The sequence below is a fragment of the Nocardioides psychrotolerans genome, from assembly GCF_943371775.1.
In the GTDB taxonomy this organism is placed as follows: domain Bacteria; phylum Actinomycetota; class Actinomycetes; order Propionibacteriales; family Nocardioidaceae; genus Nocardioides; species Nocardioides psychrotolerans_A.
In genome coordinates, this window is sequence record NZ_CALRWD010000036.1 from 1 (window position 1) to 19629 (window position 19629).

General features: G+C 73.2%; 16 protein-coding genes. 8 read left to right on the top strand and 8 right to left on the bottom strand.

Annotated elements, in window-relative coordinates; genetic code table 11:
• The first annotated feature begins 66 nt into the window (after positions 1–66).
• Positions 67–3894, top strand: a complete 3828-nt coding sequence (locus AAG827_RS11720; protein ID WP_341926166.1) for a M12 family metallo-peptidase — start codon at positions 67–69, stop codon at positions 3892–3894.
• Here the strand turns inward: AAG827_RS11720 and AAG827_RS11725 are convergent.
• From AAG827_RS11725 to AAG827_RS11755, 7 genes are all read right to left on the bottom strand, one after another.
• Positions 3884–4675, bottom strand: a complete 792-nt coding sequence (locus AAG827_RS11725; RefSeq protein ID WP_341926167.1) for a DNA-formamidopyrimidine glycosylase family protein — start codon at positions 4673–4675, stop codon at positions 3884–3886. The genes AAG827_RS11720 and AAG827_RS11725 overlap by 11 nt on opposite strands.
• Positions 4668–9284 (bottom strand): ATP-dependent helicase, encoded by a 4617-nt coding sequence (locus tag AAG827_RS11730; RefSeq protein ID WP_341926169.1) that lies wholly within the window; start codon positions 9282–9284, stop codon positions 4668–4670. Before AAG827_RS11730 ends, AAG827_RS11725 begins: the two co-directional genes overlap by 8 nt.
• A gap of 78 nt (positions 9285–9362) precedes the next feature.
• A complete protein-coding gene (locus tag AAG827_RS11735) occupies positions 9363–10049 on the bottom strand; it encodes an NUDIX hydrolase (RefSeq protein ID WP_341926170.1) in 687 nt (228 codons plus the stop codon).
• The gene (locus AAG827_RS11740; protein WP_341926171.1) at positions 10046–10648 is read right to left on the bottom strand and encodes an isochorismatase family protein; all 603 of its coding nucleotides are present in this window, start codon (positions 10646–10648) and stop codon (positions 10046–10048) included. The genes AAG827_RS11735 and AAG827_RS11740 overlap by 4 nt, the downstream gene beginning before the upstream one ends.
• Entirely contained in the window at positions 10645–11928 is a 1284-nt protein-coding gene (locus tag AAG827_RS11745) for a nicotinate phosphoribosyltransferase (RefSeq protein ID WP_341926173.1), read from the bottom strand. The genes AAG827_RS11740 and AAG827_RS11745 overlap by 4 nt, the downstream gene beginning before the upstream one ends.
• 45 nt (positions 11929–11973) lie before the next feature.
• Positions 11974–12480, bottom strand: a complete 507-nt coding sequence (locus tag AAG827_RS11750) for a hypothetical protein (RefSeq protein ID WP_341926174.1) — start codon at positions 12478–12480, stop codon at positions 11974–11976.
• Positions 12477–12866: a RidA family protein gene (locus tag AAG827_RS11755; protein WP_341926175.1), complete on the bottom strand. Its 390-nt coding sequence runs from the start codon at positions 12864–12866 to the stop codon at positions 12477–12479. Before AAG827_RS11755 ends, AAG827_RS11750 begins: the two co-directional genes overlap by 4 nt.
• Positions 12867–12936: 70 nt before the next feature.
• Here AAG827_RS11755 and AAG827_RS11760 point away from each other — a divergent pair, with 70 nt between their 5' ends.
• The 4 genes from AAG827_RS11760 to AAG827_RS11775 are packed head-to-tail and all read left to right on the top strand — an operon-like array spanning position 12937 to position 16062.
• Entirely contained in the window at positions 12937–13863 is a 927-nt protein-coding gene (locus AAG827_RS11760) for an ABC transporter ATP-binding protein (RefSeq protein WP_341926215.1), read from the top strand.
• Positions 13863–14663, top strand: a complete 801-nt coding sequence (locus AAG827_RS11765; RefSeq protein WP_341926176.1) for an ABC transporter permease — start codon at positions 13863–13865, stop codon at positions 14661–14663. Before AAG827_RS11760 ends, AAG827_RS11765 begins: the two co-directional genes overlap by 1 nt.
• Positions 14660–15472 (top strand): ABC transporter permease, encoded by an 813-nt coding sequence (locus tag AAG827_RS11770; protein ID WP_341926177.1) that lies wholly within the window; start codon positions 14660–14662, stop codon positions 15470–15472. Before AAG827_RS11765 ends, AAG827_RS11770 begins: the two co-directional genes overlap by 4 nt.
• 29 nt (positions 15473–15501) lie before the next feature.
• Complete coding sequence (locus tag AAG827_RS11775) at positions 15502–16062, top strand: DM13 domain-containing protein (RefSeq protein ID WP_341926178.1); 561 nt, start codon at positions 15502–15504, stop codon at positions 16060–16062.
• A 9-nt stretch (positions 16063–16071) separates the two neighbouring features.
• Here the strand turns inward: AAG827_RS11775 and AAG827_RS11780 are convergent, their stop codons facing one another.
• Entirely contained in the window at positions 16072–16614 is a 543-nt protein-coding gene (locus AAG827_RS11780) for an N-acetyltransferase family protein (protein ID WP_341926180.1), read from the bottom strand.
• Positions 16615–16736: 122 nt separating this feature from the next.
• Between AAG827_RS11780 and AAG827_RS11785 the strand changes: the two genes are divergently transcribed.
• Genes AAG827_RS11785 through AAG827_RS11795 form a run of 3 tightly spaced genes read left to right on the top strand, consistent with a single transcriptional unit; the run spans position 16737 to position 19374 of the window.
• Positions 16737–17915 carry a class I SAM-dependent methyltransferase gene (locus AAG827_RS11785; RefSeq protein ID WP_341926181.1) on the top strand — a complete coding sequence of 393 codons (1179 nt, stop codon included), beginning with the start codon at positions 16737–16739 and terminating at the stop codon, positions 17913–17915.
• The gene (locus AAG827_RS11790) at positions 17912–18103 is read left to right on the top strand and encodes a DUF3046 domain-containing protein (RefSeq protein ID WP_341926182.1); all 192 of its coding nucleotides are present in this window, start codon (positions 17912–17914) and stop codon (positions 18101–18103) included. Before AAG827_RS11785 ends, AAG827_RS11790 begins: the two co-directional genes overlap by 4 nt.
• The gene (locus AAG827_RS11795; RefSeq protein ID WP_341926183.1) at positions 18100–19374 is read left to right on the top strand and encodes an MFS transporter; all 1275 of its coding nucleotides are present in this window, start codon (positions 18100–18102) and stop codon (positions 19372–19374) included. Before AAG827_RS11790 ends, AAG827_RS11795 begins: the two co-directional genes overlap by 4 nt.
• Positions 19375–19629: the final 255 nt, after the last annotated feature.

Genomic DNA, 19629 nt, shown 5'->3' on the forward strand with positions numbered 1-19629 from the left:
CCCCCCCCCCACCGCTCCATCCCGCCCCGTTCCGTCCCGCTCCACCCCACGCCTAGGTGGCTCTCCGTGGTCTCACGCGCTCCTCGCCTGCTGTGCATCACCGTCGTGCTGGCTCTCGCCGCGGCACTGCTCCCGTTCCTCCTCGCCGCACCGGCGCAGGCGGCGGGCCCGGGGGCCTCGCCCTCCGCGGACCGACAGGTCGCCCGCCTCTTCGACCGGCTGGCCGGCTTCCGGCTCGATCGCTCCCGCGAGGTGACGGTCGCTCCGCGGACCTTCCGTGCGTTCCGCCTCGACGCTGCCCGGGCACGGGCCGCGCTCACCGGGGGGCGCGTCGGCGGCGACGGGACCGCCCGACGGGTGGAGGTGCCGACGCCCACCGGCGGCACGCAGGTGTTCTCCGTCGTCGAGGACTCCGTGATGGCGCCCGCGCTCGCCGCACGCCACCCCGAGATCCGCACCTATGCCGGCACCGGGGTCACCGACCCGACCCGCACCATCCGCCTCGACCTCACGCCCCTGGGCTTCCACGCCTCCGTGCGCGGTCCGCTCGGCGCCCGCTCCTGGTACGTCGACCCGGCCTACCGCGGCCGGGGGGTCACCGAGCACCTGGCCTACTTCGGCACCGCCGTCCCGCGCTCGGCCGAGGCGTTCGTGGAGCGCGACCTGGCCGACACCAGCGAGATCCTGGCGCCGGCGACCGGCCTGGCCGACGCTGCCCGGGCCGGCGAGCTGGTGCAGCGACGCACCTTCCGCCTGGCCCTGGTCACGGACCCGAGCTATGCCGCGGAGTTCGGCTCCGCCAACGTGCTTGCGGCCAAGAACACCCTGATCAACCGGGTCAACCAGGTCTACAACGATGACCTCGCGATCCGCTTCCAGCTCATCGAGCAGACCCCGCTGCTCAACCTCGACACCCTCGTCAAGGCGACCGGGCCCGACGGTCCCTGCGGTCTCAACGGCTGCTACGACGCCGCCGACCTCGACCCCGAGACCGGCGGCTGCACGGGGGCGCTCCTGACGCGCACCGAGTTCGTCCTCGGCCAGATCGTCGGCGCCGACTCCTTCGACATCGGCCACATCGGCCTGGGCATCAACGGAGGCGGCATCGCCGGCCTCGGCGTCGTCGGCGGCGCCAGCAAGGCCTCGGGCTGCACGGGACTGCCGGACCCGAAGGGCGACTTCTACGCCGTCGACTACGTCGCGCACGAGATCGGCCACCAGATGGGCGGCAACCACACCTTCGACGGCACCCAGGTCAACTGCTCGCTCACCAACCGCAACGGCGGCACCTCGGTCGAGCCCGGCTCGGGCTCCTCGGTCATGGCCTACGCCGGCATCTGCGGGCAGGACAACCTGCAGCCGCACTCCGACCCCTACTTCTCCCAGCGCAGCATCGACGAGATCACCGCGGTGGTCACCGCGGAGCCGTCGACCGTCGACGAGGTGCAGACCGTGACGTTCGGTGGCTTCGACGCCCCGACCGACTCGGTCACCTTGGGCTTCGAGGGGCGCACAGCCACGATCACCAACAACTTCTCCTACAACGCACTCCAGGTCCAGATCGCGATGAACCAGCTGACGGGCCTGGCCCCGACACTGGGTGGCTACGACGGCGACACCCTGCCCAACGACGGGGGCTTCCAGCTCTTCTTCGAGCTGCCCGGCGCCGGTTCCGGGGAGGACGTGCCGCGCCTGGAGGTGCTGGCCGTCAACGGCATGACCGCCTTCATCGGTGTCCAGCAGCAGGGTGGTCCGGGTGGCAACCAGGGCGACGTCGTGCAGACGACCACCAACCACGCCCCGACCGCCGTGGCGCCGGCCGACAAGACGATCCCGGCCCGCACGCCCTTCACCCTGACCGGCTCCGGCAGCGACCTCGACGCCGGCACCACGCTGACCTACCTCTGGGAGCAGAACGACACCGGCTCGGAGGCGCAGGGCACAGCGCTGGTCAGCAACACCAAGACCGCAGGTCCGCTCTTCCGGGTCTTCGGCCGCTATGCCGACGTCAGTAGCGAGGAGTCGCTGCAGTCGCCCTCGCCCGACCAGAACCTCGTCGACGGCAACCCCTCGCGCACCTTCCCCGACCTCGCGCAGGTGGTCGCCGGCAACACCAACGCGGCGACCGGGGCCTGCCCCGCGGCGCCGGCCGACACCACGGTGGCGGTGCCCGTGCCGGTCGTGGAGTGCTTCTCGGAGTTCCTGCCCACGGCCGACTACGGCAACCCGCTGCTCGGCTCGGAGCTCAACTTCCGCCTGACCGCCCGCGACGGCTTCCCGACCGGCGGTGGCGCGAGCTTCGACGACGTCACCCTCACCGTCGATTCCGGGGCCGGACCGTTCCTCGCGACCTCGCGTGCCACGGCCGGCACTCCGGCCGAGGCCGGCGCGATGGAGACCGTGACCTGGAGCGTCGCCGGCACTGACGCCGCCACCCTGGCGCCGATGGTGAAGATCTCGCTGTCCACCGACGGCGGCGTGACCTTCCCGCTGGTCCTCGCGGCGAGCACGCCCAACGACGGCACCCAGGCCGTGCCGCTGCCCGCGGTCTCCACGACGCGGGCCCGGATCAAGATCGAGGCGGTCGGCAACTACTTCTTCGACGTCACCGACGCCGACTTCGCCATCGAGGGCGGACTGACCGTCACCGACGCCCCCGACGGGGCCGTCGCCTACAGCGACGTCCTCACCGGGGTCACGGCCAACGCGACATCCACCAGCGTCGACGGCGACCAGCTCACCGCGACCGTGTCCGGGGTGCCCGGGCTGGTCGCGACCCGCACGGCCGCCTCGGCCGACGGCGTGCGTCCCGGCACCGCGACCTTCGACGTGACCGGTCCGGTCACCGCGCCCCTCGGCGTCGCGACCGCCTCGCTCGAGGTCCGCGAGCCTGGCACGGGTGGCGGTGTCGCCGTCCAGAGCATCCCGGTCACCGTCACCGCCGAGGACGCGACGGTGACCTACACCGGCGACACCTCCGTCACCGGCCCCGACGACACGGCCTCGGTGGTGCTGCGCAGCACGGTCACCGACGCCGTCGACGCCTCGCGCGGGGTCGTCACCAACGCCACGGTGCGCTTCGTCGACCGCGCCGACGGTGCCACGCTCTGCACCGCCTCCGTCACCGGCGGACCCCTCTCGGGGACTGCGCAGTGCACCGCGGAGCTGCCCACCTCCGCGAGCGGCACGACGTACGACGTCGGGACGGTGGTGGGCGGGCGCTATGCCCGTGACGCTGCGGCCGACGACGTGGAGGTGACCGTCACGCGCGGTGCCGCTGCCACGCCGCCGCAGACCCGGATCACCGGTGGACTGCCCCAGCACGGCTTCGTGGTGGCGGCCCGCCCAGAGGTGCGCTACGCCTCCTCCGAGCCGGGCTCGACCTTCACCTGCGCCATCGACAGCCGCATCCTCGACTGCGACGCGAGCGGGGTGGTGCTGAGCGGGCTGAAGCCCGGGATGCACACGTTCCGGGTCGCCGCCCGCGACTCCGCGGGCACCTCGGACGCCACCCCCGCCGCGCGGCGCTTCACGGTGCCGCAGAGCGCACGGGTGCTGACGAGGGCGACCTCCGGGTGGACCGGGGCGAGGACGACCGGCGCCTACCGCGGGTTCGCGCTGAGGACCAAGGCCCGCGACGCCCGTCTGACCTACCAGGTCCGCGGGGCGAGGCGGCTCGCGATCGTCGCCGGGACGGCGCCGGGCAACGGCCGGGTCAAGGTCTTCGTGGGCAACCGGCTCCTGACGACGCTGGTCCTCACCGACGACGCCGCGCGATCACAGGTGCTCTTCGTCCTCAAGGGCTTCGCGTCGCCGGTGAGCGGCACGGTGCGGCTCGTGACCGTGGACCGGAGGCCCGTGCGGATCGAGGGCCTCGGCGTCCTCACTCGTTGACGGGCTGGCACGACGGGCACCAGTAGGTCGCCCGCTCGCGACCGGGTGGCCCCACCATGGCGACCCGGATCGCGGTGCGGCAACGCCGGCAGGCCGCCTGGTCGCGGCGGTAGACCCACAGCGGCTCGCGCAGGTTGCCGGTCGTGGTCTGCTGCGCACGCTCCTTGTTGAGCTCGAGCATCTGCTTGCCCCGTCGCAGGACGCGCGGCAGCGTCGTCACCTGCCCCACCGGTGTGCGGGGGTGCAGGCCGCTGACGAAGCACAGCTCGGCCATGTACATGTTGCCGATGCCGGCGAGGTTGCGCTGGTCGAGCAGGGCCTCGCCGATCGGGCGGTCGGGATCGGTGCCCAGCCGGCGCAAGGCCTCGGCCTCGTCCCAGTCGGGGCCGAGCAGGTCGGGACCGAGGTGACCGACGACGTCGGGCTCGTCGGCGGTGTCGATCAGCTCGATGATGCCGAGCGAGAAGCCCACGGCACTCGTCGTGCCGGCCTCGAGCACGACCCGCGCCTGGTGCGCCGGTCGCTTCCAGCGCTGGCCGGCCGTGAAGACCCGCCAGGCACCCTCCATCTTGAGGTGGGTGTGCAGGGTCCAGGCCTCGTCGTCGCGGGTGATCCGGGTCAGCAGGTGCTTGCCGCGCGAGACGGTGCCGACGACCAGCCCACCGCTGAGGTCGGCGGTGGCGTGCTGAGGGACCCGGAGATCGGTGCGGGTGAGCACGGAGCCCCGGAGCGCGCGGTCGAGCAGCCGGGCGGCGCGGAAGACGGTGTCGCCCTCAGGCACCGCGCAACCTCAGCCCGCGGGGCGTCGCGACGAAGCCGGCGGCGTCCAGCGCCTCGCGCAGCGGGGTGGAGCCGCTGCCGAGCAGGGCGGTGCCGTCGGCCTTCTCGACCGTGAGCCGCCCCAGCGAACCACGCCCGACGGCCTCGGCCAGCGCCGCGGCGGCGGGGGTGAGCAGGTCGACGTCGTCGGTCCAGGTGAGCAGGGTGCGCCCGCCGCGCTCGACGTAGAGGGTCAGGGCGCCGTCGACCAGCACCACGATGGCACCGGCCTTGCGTCCGGGCCGGTGACCGGCCTTGTCGCCGTCGGCGGCCCCGGTGGACGGCGCCCAGCCGAGGGCGGCGCCGTAGGGGTTGGCCGGGTCGGTCGCGGCCAGGGCCACGGCGGTCGGCTTGACGCCGTCCTCGTGGGTGCCGGTGCTGACCGAGAAGGTGCGCAGCCGGTCGATGGCGCCGGCCGTGCCGAACTGGGCGGCGCCGAGCCCCTCGACGAAGTAGCCCCTGCGGCAGCGTCCGGAGTCCTCGAAGGCCGAGAGCACCTTGTAGACGGCCGCGAACCCACCGGGGACCCGCTCGCTCATGACTGCTCCGCGGATGACGACGCCGTGCCGGTCGAGCAGCCGCTCGGCGGCAGCGTGGGCGCGCCGGGTGGGATCGGTGTCGATCGCCGGGAGCAGCGCCCAGCGGCCGGCGGTCTCCGGCGGTCCGGTGCGGACCGGTCGGCCGGCGCGGCCCGGGCGTGGCGGCGGACGCTTGCTGCGGTGGCTGGGGGTGCCCGACCGGGTGAGCGCGCGCAGGGGGACCAGGGTGTCGTTGCTGATGCGACCGGCCCACACCAGCTCCCAGAGCGCCGCCGAGAGCTTGGCGTCGTTGACGGAGCCGACCGCGTCGGAGAGCTGGCGGAAGAACCACGCTCCTCCCGGCGCCAACGCCTCCAGCACCCGGTCGTCCAGCTCGGCGTGCTCGAAGGGGGCCGGGTCGGGCAGCGTCAGGTGGGCGGAGTCGGCGAGGTGCAGCGAGACCCAGCCGTCGGAGCCGGGCAGGGCGGAGTGTCCGGCCCAGAGGACCTCGCCGGAGGCCGTGAGCTCGTCGAGGAAGGCGGGGGAGTAGTCGCGGACCCGGGAGCCCAGGACCAGCGGCTCCAGCGCGCTCGCCGGGACCGGGCAGCCGGCCAGCTGGTCGATCGCGCTCAGGACGCCGTCGATGCCCCGCAGCCCGCGCCCGGGCTTGCCGGCGCCGCTGACGTGCTGCCAGGCGCCGAGGAACCGCGCGAGGGCCTCCGGCTCGACCGGCTCGACCTCCTTGCGCAGCCGGGCCAGCGATCGGCGCCGCAGCTTGCGCAGCACCTCGGCGTCGCACCACTCCGAGCCCGACCCGGCGGGGCGGAACTCGCCCTCGAGCACCCGGCCCTGAGCCGCCAGCCGCTGGAGCGTGTGCCGCACGACGGCGGCGCCGAGCCCCAGCCGCTCCGCGACCTGGCCGGTGGTGAACGGCCCGTGGGAGCGGGCGAAGCGGGAGACCAGGTCGGCAAGGGGGTCCTCGACGGGCTCGGCGAACGCGTCGGGGGTGCCCGGCGGCACCGGCACGCCGAGCCCGTCCCGCAGGCGGGCGACGTCCTCGACGACGGCCCAGCGGGGCTCGCCGCCGAGGCGCACCTCGACCAGACGTCGGGCGTCGACGAGGGCGGACAGCCACCCGTCGAGGTCGGCACCGTCGACGCTGCGGTCGTCGACCTCGGCGGTTGAGAGCGGGCCGATCAGGCGCACCAGGTCGACCAGGCCCTCGGCGTCACGGGCCCGGCGGTCCGGGGCCAAGCGCTGGAGCTCGGCCTCGACCTCGGCCAGCACGTCGGGGTCGAGCAGCTCGCGGAGCTCGGCGCGGCCGAGCAGCTCGGCGAGGAGCCCCTGGTCGAGGGAGAGGGCCGCGGCGCGGCGCTCGGCGATGGGGGAGTCGCCCTCGTAGACGAACTGCGCGACGTAGCCGAAGAGCAGGCTGCGCGCGTAGGGCGACGGGCTGTGCGTCGCCACGTCGACGACCTGCACCTCGCGCCGGTCGACCGAGCGCATCAGCGCGAGCAGGGCCGGGAGGTCGTAGACGTCCTGGAGGCACTCGCGCACGGCCTCGAGGACGATCGGGAACGAGGGGTACTTGACGGCGACCTCGAGCAGCGCCGCGGAGCGCTGGCGCTGCTGCCACAGCGGGGAGCGGCGCCCGGGGTCGCGGCGGGGCAGCAGGAGGGCGCGGGCAGCACACTCGCGGAAGCGGGCGGCGAAGAGCGCCGAGCCGCCGACCTCCTGGGTGACCAGGTCCTCGATCTCGTCGGCCTCGAAGACGATCACGTCACCGCCGGGCGGCTCGGCATCGGTGTCGGGGATGCGGATCACGATGCCGTCGTCGGAGGCGACGGCCTGCCCGTCCACGCCGTGGCGCTCGCGCAGCCGGGCGTTGATGGCCAGCGCCCACGGCGCGTGGACCGGCACGCCGTAGGGGGAGTGGACGACCAGGCGCCAGTCACCGAGCTCGTCGCGGAAGCGCTCGACCAGGATCGTGGTGTCGCTGGGCAGGACGTTGGTCGCCTCGAGCTGCTCGTGGAGGTAGGAGACGAGGTTGCCGGCGGCCCAGGCGTCCAGCCCGTCGGCCTCGGCCCGCGCGACGGCCGCGGGACGCGGCATCGCCCCGAGCTCGCGGGTGTAGGCGCCGATCGCGGCGCCCAGCTCGGCCGGACGGCCGAGGGTGTCGCCCTTCCAGAAGGGCAGGCGTCCCGGGATGCCTGGCGCCGGCGTCACCAGGACCCGGTCATGGGTGATGTCCTCGATGCGCCAGCTCGTCGCGCCGAGCGCGAAGATGTCGCCGACGCGCGACTCGTAGACCATCTCCTCGTCGAGCTCGCCGACCCGCTTGCCCGGTCCTTCGCCCCCGACGAGGAAGACCCCGAAGAGACCGCGGTCGGGGATGGTGCCGCCGCTGGTCACGGCCAGCCGTTGGGCTCCAGGGCGCCCGGTGATGCTGCCGGTGGTGCGGTCCCAGACGATGCGGGGTCGCAGCTCGGCGAACTCGTCGGAGGGATAGCGCCCGCTGAGCAGGTCGAGCGTGGCGTCGAAGGCCGACCGGGGCAGGTTGCCGAACGGCGCGCTGCGGCGCACGAGCGTAAAGAGCTCGTCGACGTCCCACGCGTCGAGGGCGGTCGCGGCCACGACCTGCTGCGCGAGGACGTCGAGCGGGTTGCTCGGGACCCTCAGCGACTCGATGCCGCCGGTGCGCATGCGCTGCACCGCGACCGCGGTCTGGGCGAGGTCGCCGCGGTGCTTGGGGAAAAGCACCCCGCGGCTGGTCTCGCCGACCTGGTGGCCGGCGCGACCGACCCGCTGGAGGGCGCTGGCCACCGACGGCGGCGACTCGATCTGGATGACCAGGTCGACGGCTCCCATGTCGATGCCGAGCTCGAGGCTGCTCGTCGCGACCACGGCGGGCAGGCGGCCGCGCTTGAGGTCGTCCTCGATGAGCGCGCGCTGCTCCTTGGAGACCGAGCCGTGGTGGGCCTTGGCGATGACGGTCGTGCCCGGGTCGTCGGCCGAGCTGCCGGCCATGCCGGCCTGGGCCATCACCTGGGCGGGGAGCGTGCGGCGCGCCGGTGTGCGGGCCTCGCCCGTGGTCTCGTCGTCGCCGGACCCGGGGTCGGCACGGTCGGTGGCGATCTCGTTGAGCCGGGCGGTGAGGCGCTCGGCCAAGCGCCGGGAGTTGGCGAAGACGATCGTCGAGCGGTGCTCGGCGATCAGGTCGACCACGCTCTCCTCGACATGGGGCCAGATGCTGGTGGTGCGGCCCTGGTCCTCGTCGGCATCGGCGCTGTCGTCGAAGCCGCCGGGGGCGGTCATGTCCTCGACGGGCACGACGACGCGGAGGTCCCACTCCTTGGTGGCCGGCGGCGCGACGATCTCCACCGGTGCCTGGCCGCCGAGGAAGCGGGCGACCTCCTCCAGGGGGCGCACGGTGGCGGACAGGCCGACGCGCTGGGCCGGCTTGTCGAGGAGCTCGTCGAGCCGCTCCAGGGACAGCGCGAGGTGGGCGCCGCGCTTGGTGCCGGCCACGGCGTGCACCTCGTCGATGATCACCGTCTCGACCCCGCGCAGCGCCTCGCGGGCCTGGCTGGTCAGCATCAGGAACAGCGACTCGGGGGTCGTGATCATGATGTCGGGCGGCTGGGTCACGAGCTTGCGCCGGTCACCGGCGCTGGTGTCGCCGCTGCGCAGCCCGACCCGCAGCTCGGGCACGGGGGTGCCGAGCCGGTCGGCGGTGTGGCGGATGCCGGTCAGCGGCGCCCGGAGGTTGCGCTCGACGTCGACCGCGAGCGCCTTCAGCGGGGAGACGTAGAGGACCCGGCAGCGCTTGGTCTTGTCGTCGGGCACGGGGGTCGTGAGCAAGCGGTCGATCGACCAGAGGAAGGCGCTGAGCGTCTTGCCCGAGCCCGTGGGCGCCACCACGAGCGCGTGCCGACCGGCCCCGATCGCCTCCCAGGCCCCTGCCTGCGCCGGCGTCGGCTCGGCGAACGCCGCACCGAACCAGGTGCGTGTCGGCTCGCTGAACCGCTCGAGGGCAGAGGTGGGCGTGGGCACCCCTCAATCTTGTCCTACGGCACCGACAGCGTCCCCTCGCTCGCCTGGAGGGGTGAGGTCCGACGAGGTCGACCTCCCTCAGACGGCCGGCCGCAGCATCGGTGGCTGCATCGCGGTGGCGTCACCGCGGCGGTAGAGCAGCGCCTTGCGGCCACCGGACTCGGAGGCAGGCCCGCTCTCCCCGGTCGGTACGACGAACCCGGCGGTCCCCAGCACCTTGCGGCGGAAGTTGCCGAGGTCCGGGGCACGGCCCCAGACGGCCGTGTAGACGGCTCGGAGCTCGGGGAGGGTGAACGGCTCGCGGACGAAGTCGAGCGCGAGCGTCGTGTACTCCAGCTTGGCCCGCACCCGCTCGAGGGCGTCGCCCAGGATCGTCGCGTGGTCGAACGCGAGACCGGGCAGCGCGGAGACCGCCCACCACCGGGCGACGGCCGCGTCGGATCCGGCCGTGGGCTCGGGCAGGTCGGGCGCGAACGCCACGTGGGCGACCGAGACGACGCGCGTCCGTGGGTCGCGGTCGGGGGCGGAGTAGGTGCGCAGCTGCTCGAGATGGCCGGCGAAGCGCTCGACCGCGGTCTCCTCGTGGAGCTCGCGCCACGCAGCGGTCTCGGCGTCCTCGTCGGGGTGCACGAAGCCGCCCGGCAGCGCCCAGGTGCCGGCGTACGGCTCCTCGCCGCGCTCGACGAGCAGCACGCAGAGGGCATCGTCGCGGATGGTGAAAACGGCCAGGTCGACCGCGACGGCGAAGGAGGGGTGCGAGGTCACGGCTCCACCACCTCGACCCCGGCCGCGCGCATCTCGATCAGCGCGGCCTCCGTCGACCCAGGCGCCACACCCGCGTGCAGCCCGGCGAGGAGGCGGGTCCCGAGGTCGTGCCTGCGGGCGTCGAGAGCGGTCGCGCGGACGCAGTGATCGGTGGCCAGGCCCACGACGTCGACCTCGGTCACGTCGTGGGACCGGAGCAGGTCGACGAGGTGTTGGCCGGTGTCGGTGACGCCCTCGAAGGCGGAGTAGGCCGCCTCCCCCCGGCCCTTGCGGACGTGGTGGGTGACGTGGTCCAGGGCCAGCTCGGGGGCGAAGTCGCTGCCCGCGTCGTCGTGGACGCAGTGCACGGGCCAGCTCGTGACGAAGTCGGGCTCGGCGCCAGGCTCGGCGAAGTGACCGCCGTTGGTGCTGCCCGCGTCGTGCCAGTCGCGCGACGCGACCACCGCCACGTAGTCGCCGGCCCGCGCGGCGAGGTGGGCGGTGATCCGGGACGCGACGTCGCGGCCGCCGGTCACGGCGAGCGAGCCGCCCTCGACGAAGTCGTTCTGCACGTCGACGACGAGGAGTGCTCGGCGCACGGGGGTGTCGGTGGCGGTCATGGGGCCTCCTGAGGGTGTGCGGTGAGGTAGGGCGGCGCGCCGCTCACGGCGTGCGCGGAGGGCGGCAGGCTGGACAGCGAGGCGGCCGCGTGCGCGCGCACCTCCTCGAGCGTGGGCTCGTGGACGATCCATCCCGCGCGCACGAGCGGGACCTGCACGGTGTCCTCGACGGTCGGGTCCACGGTGAACGTCTCGGCGACCAGCCGCCCGTCGTCGTAGGTGCGGTGCGCGGTCTTGCGCCCGCCCGAGGACGTCTTCTCGGCGGACTTCTTGGCGACCGGCCGCAGCGGTGCGTCGGGGGACTCGGCGACCGCGACCAGCTTGTAGACCAGGCTCGCCGTCGGGTGGCCCGACCCGGTGACGACCCGCGTCCCGACGCCGTAGCCGTCGATGGGGGCGTCGGCGAGCGCGGTGATGACGTATTCGTCGAGGTCGCTGGTCACGATGATCCGCGTCGAGGTGGCACCCAGCGAGTCGAGCAGGACGCGGGCCCGGTGGGACTCCTCGGCCAGGTCGCCGGAGTCGATCCGGATCGCGCCGAGGTCGCGCCCGGCGACGGCCACGGCCGTGCGGATGCCCTCCTCGATGTCATAGGTGTCGACCAGCAGCGTCGTGCCCACACCCTGCGCCGCCACCTGGCTCCGGAAGGCCTCGGCCTCGGTCGCGTAGGCCAGGGTGAACGCGTGGGCGGCGGTCCCCACGGTGGGCACGCCGTGCCGGAGACCGGCGGCGAGGTTGCTCGTCGAGGCGAAGCCGGCGACGTACGCCGCGCGGGCTGCGCTGATCGCAGCCTCCTCGTGCGTGCGCCGGCTGCCCATCTCCACGAGCGGGCGGCCCTGCGCGGCGGTGACCATGCGGGCGGCCGCGCTGGCGATCGCGGTGTCGTGGTTGAGCACGCTCAGCACGAGCGTCTCGAGGACGACGCACTCGCCCAAGGTGCCGGCGACGGTGAGCACGGGACTGTGCGGGAAGTAGAGGTCGCCCTCGCGGTAGCCGTCGATGTCGCCGGTGAAGCGGAAATCGCGCAGGTAGGCGGCCGTGACGTCGTTGACGACCCCCTCGGCCAGCAGCCAGTCGACCTCGTCGGCGTCGAAGCGGAAGTCGGCGACCAGCGGCAGCAGCCGGCCGAGCCCGGCCAGCAGTCCGTAGCGCCGCCCCTCGGGGAGCCGGCGTGAGAAGGCCTCGAAGACCGCCCGGTGGTGGGCGCTCCCGTCGGTGACGAAGGAGGAGAGCATGGTGAGCTCGTAGCGATCGGTGAGCAGTCCTGGCGAGACGTCCATCGCGGGTTCGTCACCTCCTGTTGTAGTCATCATGACCATAACTGGTCAGAGGGACGCGATCAAGCCACCCAGCGGGGGAGGTACCCGATCGAGGTCCAGGGCCTCCACGAGCAGCCCGGCATAGCGCAGCTTGTGCCCGGAGTGGGAGGAGAGGAAGCGGCGCAGCTGACCCGCGACCGGGCGGCCCCGGTGGGCGGCCTGCTTCTGCAGCGTGCGGAACGACGTGAGCCCGCCCTGCTCGTCGACCACCTCCAGCACGCGGTCGGTCCCGAGTGCGCGGATCAGCTCGTCCTCGAGGTCGACGTCGCAGGCGAAGAACCCGCGCGGGTCGCCGCCGGTGCGCTCGAGGACGCGGGCGACGTACGCTGACTCGCCGATGTCGTAGAGCCCCAGGGTCCGACGCCCGACGTCGACCTGCCCCAGGTGGCGCGCCAGGTTGGTGATGCCCTGCATCGAGACCACGTCGACCCCGTCGAGGTCGCGCCCCAGCCGGGCGGCCAGCGTCATGACCGCCCGGTGGTCGCTCGCACCCTCGACGAGGACGACGGTCACGTCACGACCGCGTCCAGCTCGACCTCGACCAGCCAGCGGGGGTCGAGCAGCCCGACGACGACCATCGTGCTGGCCGGCCGGACGCGGCCGAAGACCTCTCCGTGGACGGCCCCGACGGGCTCCGCGAGGGCCGCGTCGACGACGTACTGCCGGGTCCGCACGACGTCCTCGGGACGGCCGCCGAGCTCCGCGAGCGCCGTCAGGGCGATCTGCCAGCAGCGGCGGGCCTGGGCGACGGGGTCGGGGTCGACCTCGCCGTCGGGCCAGACCGGCCCGGTGCCGCTGACGCTGATCGCATCACCCAGCCGGACGGCGCGGCTGAAGCCGATCGAGCTCTCGTAGGGGGAGCCGGAGGAGGTCGAGGTGCGCGGGGAGGGGGTGTCCATGAAGAGCCAACCTAAAGCCAGGTGTGGATGTCGGCGAGGCCTTATAGGGTCCCTCCCCGTGAGCGATTCGATGATCCGGGCCGTCGGTCTGCGCAAGTCCTTCGGTGACTTCGAGGCCGTGAAGGGCATCGACGTCGACGTGCGCCGAGGCGAGTCGTTCGGCTTCCTGGGCCCCAACGGTGCCGGCAAGTCCTCCACCATGCGGATGATCGCCGCGGTCTCGCCCATCAGCGGAGGCGAGCTGCGCATCCTCGGCATGGACCCCGCCGTCGACGGGCCGGCGATCCGGGGTCGGCTCGGGGTGTGTCCTCAGGAGGACACCCTCGACAACGAGCTCAACGTGCGCGACAACCTCTACATCTACGGCCGCTACTTCGGGCTGCCCAAGGGCGAGGTGAGCTCGCGCGTCGACGAGCTGCTGGAGTTCGTGCAGCTCACCGACAAGGCGAAGGCCAAGGTCGAGGACCTCTCCGGGGGCATGAAGCGACGCCTCACGATCGCGCGCAGCCTGGTCAACCGCCCCGACCTGCTGCTCCTCGACGAGCCGACCACGGGTCTCGACCCGCAGGCCCGCCACGTGCTGTGGGACCGGCTGTTCCGGCTCAAGCAGGCCGGGGTGACCCTGGTGCTGACGACGCACTACATGGACGAGGCCGAGCAGCTCTGCGACCGGCTGGTCGTCATGGACAAGGGCCTGATCGTCGCCGAGGGCTCGCCGCTCACGCTGATCCGCGAGCACTCGACGCGCGAGGTCGCCGAGCTGCGCTTCGGGGTCGCCGAGGAGGGGGCCGGCCACGAGGCGCTGGCCGAGAAGATCGCCGACCTGGGCGAGCGGGTCGAGGTGCTGCCCGACCGGCTCCTCGTCTACAGCGACGACGGCGAGGAGGTCATCGCCAAGGTGCACGAGCGGGGTCTCCAGCCGGTCGCCGTCCTCGTGCGTCGCTCCTCGCTCGAGGACGTGTTCCTGCGCCTCACCGGCCGGACGCTGGTCGACTGATGAGCGCCACGGCCGACCTGTCGCTGGTCGAGGGGATGCGACGCCAGTCCGACTACTGGTGGACCGTCTACAAGCGCACCTGGAAGGGCTCGATCATCTCCTCGTTCGTGTCGCCGCTCTTCTACGTGCTGGCCATGGGCGTGCTGCTCGGCGGCTTCATCGAGGGCGACCCGGCCAAGCTCGAGGGCGCCACGTCCTACCTCGCGTTCATCGTGCCGGGCCTGGTGGCCGCCCACGCGATGCAGACCGCGGTGGGGGAGACGACCTACCCCGTCATGGGTGCCATCAAGTGGCACAAGTCCTACTTCGCCCAGCTCGCGACCCCGCTTGCGCCGGTCCACCTGGTCGCGGGTCACCTGATGTTCGTGCTGGCTCGGCTCGCGACGTCCTGCGCGGTGTTCATGGTGGTGCTGGTGCCCTTCGGGGTCTTCGAGTCCTGGTGGGGCCCCCTCCTCGCCTTCGCCTCGCAGCTGCTGGTCGGCATGGTCTTCGGCGCCCTCGTCTTCGGCTTCAGCGCCCGGCTGCGCTCCGAGGAGGGCTTCGGGGTGCTCTTCCGTCTCGGGGTCTTCCCGCTCTTCCTCTTCAGCGGCGCGTTCTTCCCCGTCGACAACCTCGGCACGGTCGGGTCGTTCCTGGCCAAGCTCACCCCGCTGTGGCACGGGGTCAACCTGTCGCGGATGTTCTCCATCGACGAGGTCGACTGGTCGCTGGCGGCGATCAACGTCGCGGTGCTGGTGGTGCTGCTCGTGATCGGCTGGTTCTGGGCCGTGTCCGGACTGACGAAGCGGCTGGTCACGTGAGTGGGCTCGCGGGCGGGTCGGCCTACTCCGACGTCACGCCGCTCACCTCGTGGCAGGCGCTGCGGCTGCTGGTCGAGCGCAACTACATCGTCTACCGCCAGGCGTGGAAGCTCTTCCTCACCGGCTTCCTCGAGCCGGTCTTCTACCTCCTCTCGATCGGCATCGGCGTCGGCCAGCTGATCGACACCTTCGAGTTCAACGGGCAGGCGATCCCCTACGCGGAGTTCGTCGCCCCGGCGATGCTCGCGGCCTCGGCGTTCAACGGCGCGCTGCTCGACTCGACCTACAACGTCTTCTTCAAGCTCAAGTACGACAAGCTCTACGACCAGATGCTCGCCACCCCGCTGTCGACCGCCGACATCGCGCGCGGCGAGATCGCGTGGGGCCAGCTGCGCGGCGGCAGCTACTCCGCCGCGTTCCTGCTCGTCATGGCCGCGCTCGGGCTGATCCAGTCGTGGTGGGCGCTGCTGGCCCTGCCGGCCGCGCTGCTGATCGGCTTCGCCTTCAGCGCGGTCTTCATGGCCGCCACGACCTGGATGACCTCCTGGCAGGACTTCGACAAGATCACCCTGGTCCAGCTGCCGCTCTTCCTCTTCTCCGCCACGTTCTTCCCGATCACGGCGTTCGACGGGTGGCTGCGGTGGGTCGTCGAGGTCACCCCGCTCTACCGCGGGGTCGTGCTCTGCCGCGAGCTCACGACGGGAGCCGTGTCGTGGGCGTCCGCGGTCTCGGTCGTCTACCTGCTGGTGATGGGGATCGTGGGGCTGGTCATCGTCCGTAAGAGACTCGAAAGCCTGCTGCTCACCTGAGCCGCTCCGACGGGGCTAGCGTGGTCGGCATGCTCAAGTGGATCGTCGCCGCGGTCGCGGCTGTCGTGGTCGGAGTCGGACTCTGGGCCTTCGAGCCCTGGCGGTTGTTCACCAGCAGCGAGGTCGACGAGGCACTGCCGACCGTCGCCGCTGCGAGCCCGGTGGCGGGCACGCCGACCTCTTCGCCGTCGACTGCCGACGCGTCGCCCGAGTCGTCGTCTTCCGAGCCGGAGCCGGAGCCCGAGCCCGCGATCGTCGAGCTCGTCGCGGGCCCGTTCGAGGACGCCGAGCACGGCACCACCGGACAGGCGCGCGTCCTCGAGCTCGCCGACGGGAGCCGCTTCCTGCGTCTCGAGGGCCTCGCGACCTCCGACGGCCCCGACCTGCACGTGTGGCTGAGCGACGCGCCGAGCGGTGGCGCGTGGGGGTCCTACGACGACGGCCGCTACCTGCGCCTCGGCGAGCTCAAGGCCACCAACGGCAACCAGAACTACGAGATCCCACCCGACGCCGACCTGAGCGGGTTGACCACCGCGGTCATCTGGTGCGACCGGTTCAACGTGGCGTTCGGCACCGCTCCGCTCTCCTGAGCCCGCACGTCACCGCTCACCCGCGTCACCCACCTGGAGCCGCAGGGCCCACAGCCCCGTGTCGATCCACCGGCCGAGCTTGAAACCCACCTCCGGCAGCACGCCCACCCGCTCGAAGCCGCACGCCCGGTGCAGTGCTTCGCTGGCGGGGTTGGGCAGCGCCACGACCGCCAGCACCGTGTGGACGCCGTCGTCGCGGAGGCGGTCGAGCAGGTCGTCGTACAACGCACGGCCGAGGCCCCGCCCACCCGCGCCCGCCGCCAGGTAGACCGACGTCTCGCGGGTGCGTGCATAGGCCGCCCGGGGTCGGTACGCCGAGGAGTAGGCGTAGCCGAGCACCTCGGCCCCGACCTCGGCGACGAGCAGGTGGTCGCCCACCTCCGTGCTCCCGAGCCTGGCCTCCCAGTAGTCGATCGGCGGCGGCTCGGTGTGGAAGGTCGAGGTGGCCGTCTCCACCTGGTGGTCGTAGATCTCCCGGATCACAGGAAGGTCGGCCGCCGTCGCGGGGCGGATCGCCGGCCGGGTCACCGGGTGCGCCGTGGGGTTCGCCATCGGTCCAGTCTCGCCGACCAGCGCGCGGCAACCGCGTCCGACCACCCACGATGGCCGCACCACGACGCAGATCGGCAGAAACCCGGGCGACCGCTGTCGGGACCGGTTGAGAGGATGGGGCCATGCCGATCGCGCCACCCCTCCCACCCGCCACGAGCGACACCAAGGACTGGACCTGGGTCCTGGACGAGGCGTGCCCGGAGTGCGGGTTCGACGCGGCCGCGGTCGAGCCCGGCGCCGTCGCCCGGACCGTCCGCAGCAACGCGGCGGCCTTCGCGCTGGCGCTGCGCGCACCTCACCCGGCCCGACGCCGGCACGACGGCACCTGGTCGACGCTGGAGTACGCCTGCCACGTCCGCGACGTCCACCGCACCTTCGACGAGCGGGTCCGGCTGATGCTCGACCACGACGTGCCGCTCTTCGCCAACTGGGACCAGGACGAGACCGCGCGTGCCGAGCGCTACGACCTCCAGGACCCGGCCGAGGTGGCGCTCGCGCTGGTCGAGGCGGCCGACGCCGTCGCCACGACGTACGACGGGGTCCCCGCGGAGGCCTGGGGACGTCGCGGTCTGCGGAGCAACGGCAGTGAGTTCACGGTCGACTCGATCGCGCGCTACCACCTCCACGACGTGGTCCACCACCTGCACGACGTCGCCGGGGCGGTGACCGTGGCCGCCTACGACGTGGCGGTCGCGGGCTACCGCGAGCAGACGCAGGATCTCGTCCCCGACCACGTCCGGGACGCGCTCGACGCGTTCGTCGCGGCCCTCCCGGAGCACGCGCGGGTGCTCGAGATCGGCAGCGGCTCGGGACGCGACGCGCGTCTGCTCGAGCAGCGCGGCCTGAGCGTCCGGCGCACCGACGTCACGCCGGCCTTCGTCGACGCCCTGCGCGCCGACGGTGTCGCGGCCGACCTGCTCGACCCGCTCACCGACGACCTCACCGACCGTGTCGCGCCGACCGAGCCGCAGCCCTACGACGGCGTCTGGGCCAACGCCTGCCTGCTCCACGTGGCCCGCGCCGACCTGCCCCTCGTCCTCATGCGTCTGGCGGCCGTCACCAGGCCGAGCGGCCTGTTCCGGCTCTCCCTCAAGGAGGGCGACGGCGACGGTTGGTCCACCCACGGCAGCGTGACCACGCCGCGTCGCTTCGTCTACTGGCGCGAGCAGCCGCTGCGCGACGCGCTCGCCGGCGCGGGGTGGAGCGTCGTCGATCTCGTCCACACCGAGGGCCTGCGCGGCGAGAGGTGGCTCAACGTCGTGGCCCAGCGTGGTGAGCGCGGGCAGGAGGGTGCCTCATGAGGCACACCGAGTTCTGGTCGCGACTGGAGGCCGTGCTCGGGACGGGCTACTACCGCTCCTGGGCCGACCAGTACGTCATCGGCGACCTCGACCGCACCGCCGCCGAGGCCCTCGACGCCGGCATCCCGCCCAAGCAGGTGTGGGCCTCGGTGTGGCGCGCGCTCGAGCTCCCCGAGACCTTCCAGTGACGATCCCGTCGGAGACGATCCCCACGATCGACGACCTCGCCCGCATCCAGGCCCGCACGGTGCGCACGCTGGTGCTCGCGCAGGCCGTCGGGGCGATCGGCATCACGATCGGGATCGCCACGGCGTCCCTGCTGGCGCGCGACCTGTCCGGCTCCGAGAGCCTGGCGGGGCTGGCCGGCACCTTCCAGGTGCTCGGCGCGGCCATCGCCTCCTACCTGCTCGCCCGCCTGATGTCGGCCAGGGGCCGCCGGGTCGGCATCACGACCGGCTTCCTGCTCGGCGCGACCGGTGCCCTGCTCGCCGTCGTCGCCGGTGTGATCGGCTCGATGGTGCTGCTGCTCCTCGGGGCGATCCTGATCGGCGCGACGACGGCCGCCAACAACGCCTCGCGCTACGCCGCCACCGACCTCGCGCTCCCCGAGCGTCGGGGCCGGGCCCTGTCGACGGTCGTGTGGGCGACCACCATCGGCGCCGTCGCGGGCCCCAACCTCACCGGTCCGGCCGCGTCCTTCGCCGACCTCCTCGGCATCCCGGACCTCACGGGGCCGTTCGCGCTCGGCGCCATCGGGATGCTCCTCGCCGCCCTGGTCGTCGCGACGCAGCTGCGCCCCGACCCGCTGCTGCTGGCGCGCCAGGTGGCCGACCTGCCCCCGACCGAGCCCTCCGGCACCTCCTGGGGTCGAGCCCGCCAGGCCGTGCGCGAGCGCCCGGTCCTCGGCCTGGCGATCGCCGGCCTCGCGGGCGCGCACGCCGCGATGGTCGGGGTCATGACGATGACCCCGATCCACATGGAGCACGGCGGCGCTGAGCTGCGGATCATCGGGGTCGTCATCAGCATCCACGTGCTCGGGATGTTCGCCTTCTCGCCGTTGGTCGGGCTCCTCTCCGACCGGGTCGGTCGGCCGCCGGTGCTCGGTGCCGGGGGAGTGGTGCTGCTCGTCTCGCTGGTCCTCTGCGCGGCGGCTCCGGAGGGCACGTCCTGGCAGATCTTCGGCGGGCTCTTCCTGCTCGGGCTCGGCTGGTCGCTCGCCACCGTCGCGGCCTCGACGATGGTGGCCGACCACGCGCCGCTCGAGGCCCGCACCGACGTCCAGGGCATGGCCGACCTCGTCATGGGGGTCACCGCAGCCTCCGCCGGCGGGCTGGCCGGGCTCGTCGTCGGTCTCGCCGGCTATCCCGTCCTCGCGCTGCTCACCACCGCCCTCGCCCTCGGCGTCGTCCTGGCGGCCACCCGCGCCGCCACGCTCCACCGCCGAGTCGGCGCGTCCTGACACCTGCCGCCTCGCCGCGCTGGCTCGGCCCCGGGGCGTGCCCCCGCCGAGCTGCAGTCGTGTGCCGGAGACAGCGCTCCACCGCGGTCAGCGGCACACGACCCAGGCCACCTCGGGCACCCCGTCCGACCACCCGGCGGGTCGCGGGTCCCAGACCGCGCCGGGGCGCACTCTCCGGCACACGACCCGCGCGACGCCGTGCGACGCCGCACGACTAGCCCTGCAACATTGCGCCGACTCGGCGTCCCCAGCGTG

Bases quoted from the DNA above. Each gene is read 5' to 3' on its own strand.
- AAG827_RS11740 (WP_341926171.1), bottom strand. From the start codon at position 10,648: ATGACCGCCACCGACACCCCCGTGCGCCGAGCACTCCTCGTCGTCGAC.
- AAG827_RS11745 (WP_341926173.1), bottom strand. From the start codon at position 11,928: ATGGACGTCTCGCCAGGACTGCTCACCGATCGCTACGAGCTCACCATG.
- AAG827_RS11755 (WP_341926175.1), bottom strand. From the start codon at position 12,866: ATGGACACCCCCTCCCCGCGCACCTCGACCTCCTCCGGCTCCCCCTAC.
- AAG827_RS11760 (WP_341926215.1), top strand. From the start codon at position 12,937: ATGATCCGGGCCGTCGGTCTGCGCAAGTCCTTCGGTGACTTCGAGGCC.
- AAG827_RS11765 (WP_341926176.1), top strand. From the start codon at position 13,863: ATGAGCGCCACGGCCGACCTGTCGCTGGTCGAGGGGATGCGACGCCAG.
- AAG827_RS11775 (WP_341926178.1), top strand. From the start codon at position 15,502: ATGCTCAAGTGGATCGTCGCCGCGGTCGCGGCTGTCGTGGTCGGAGTC.
- AAG827_RS11780 (WP_341926180.1), bottom strand. From the start codon at position 16,614: ATGGCGAACCCCACGGCGCACCCGGTGACCCGGCCGGCGATCCGCCCC.
- AAG827_RS11785 (WP_341926181.1), top strand. From the start codon at position 16,737: ATGCCGATCGCGCCACCCCTCCCACCCGCCACGAGCGACACCAAGGAC.
- AAG827_RS11790 (WP_341926182.1), top strand. From the start codon at position 17,912: ATGAGGCACACCGAGTTCTGGTCGCGACTGGAGGCCGTGCTCGGGACG.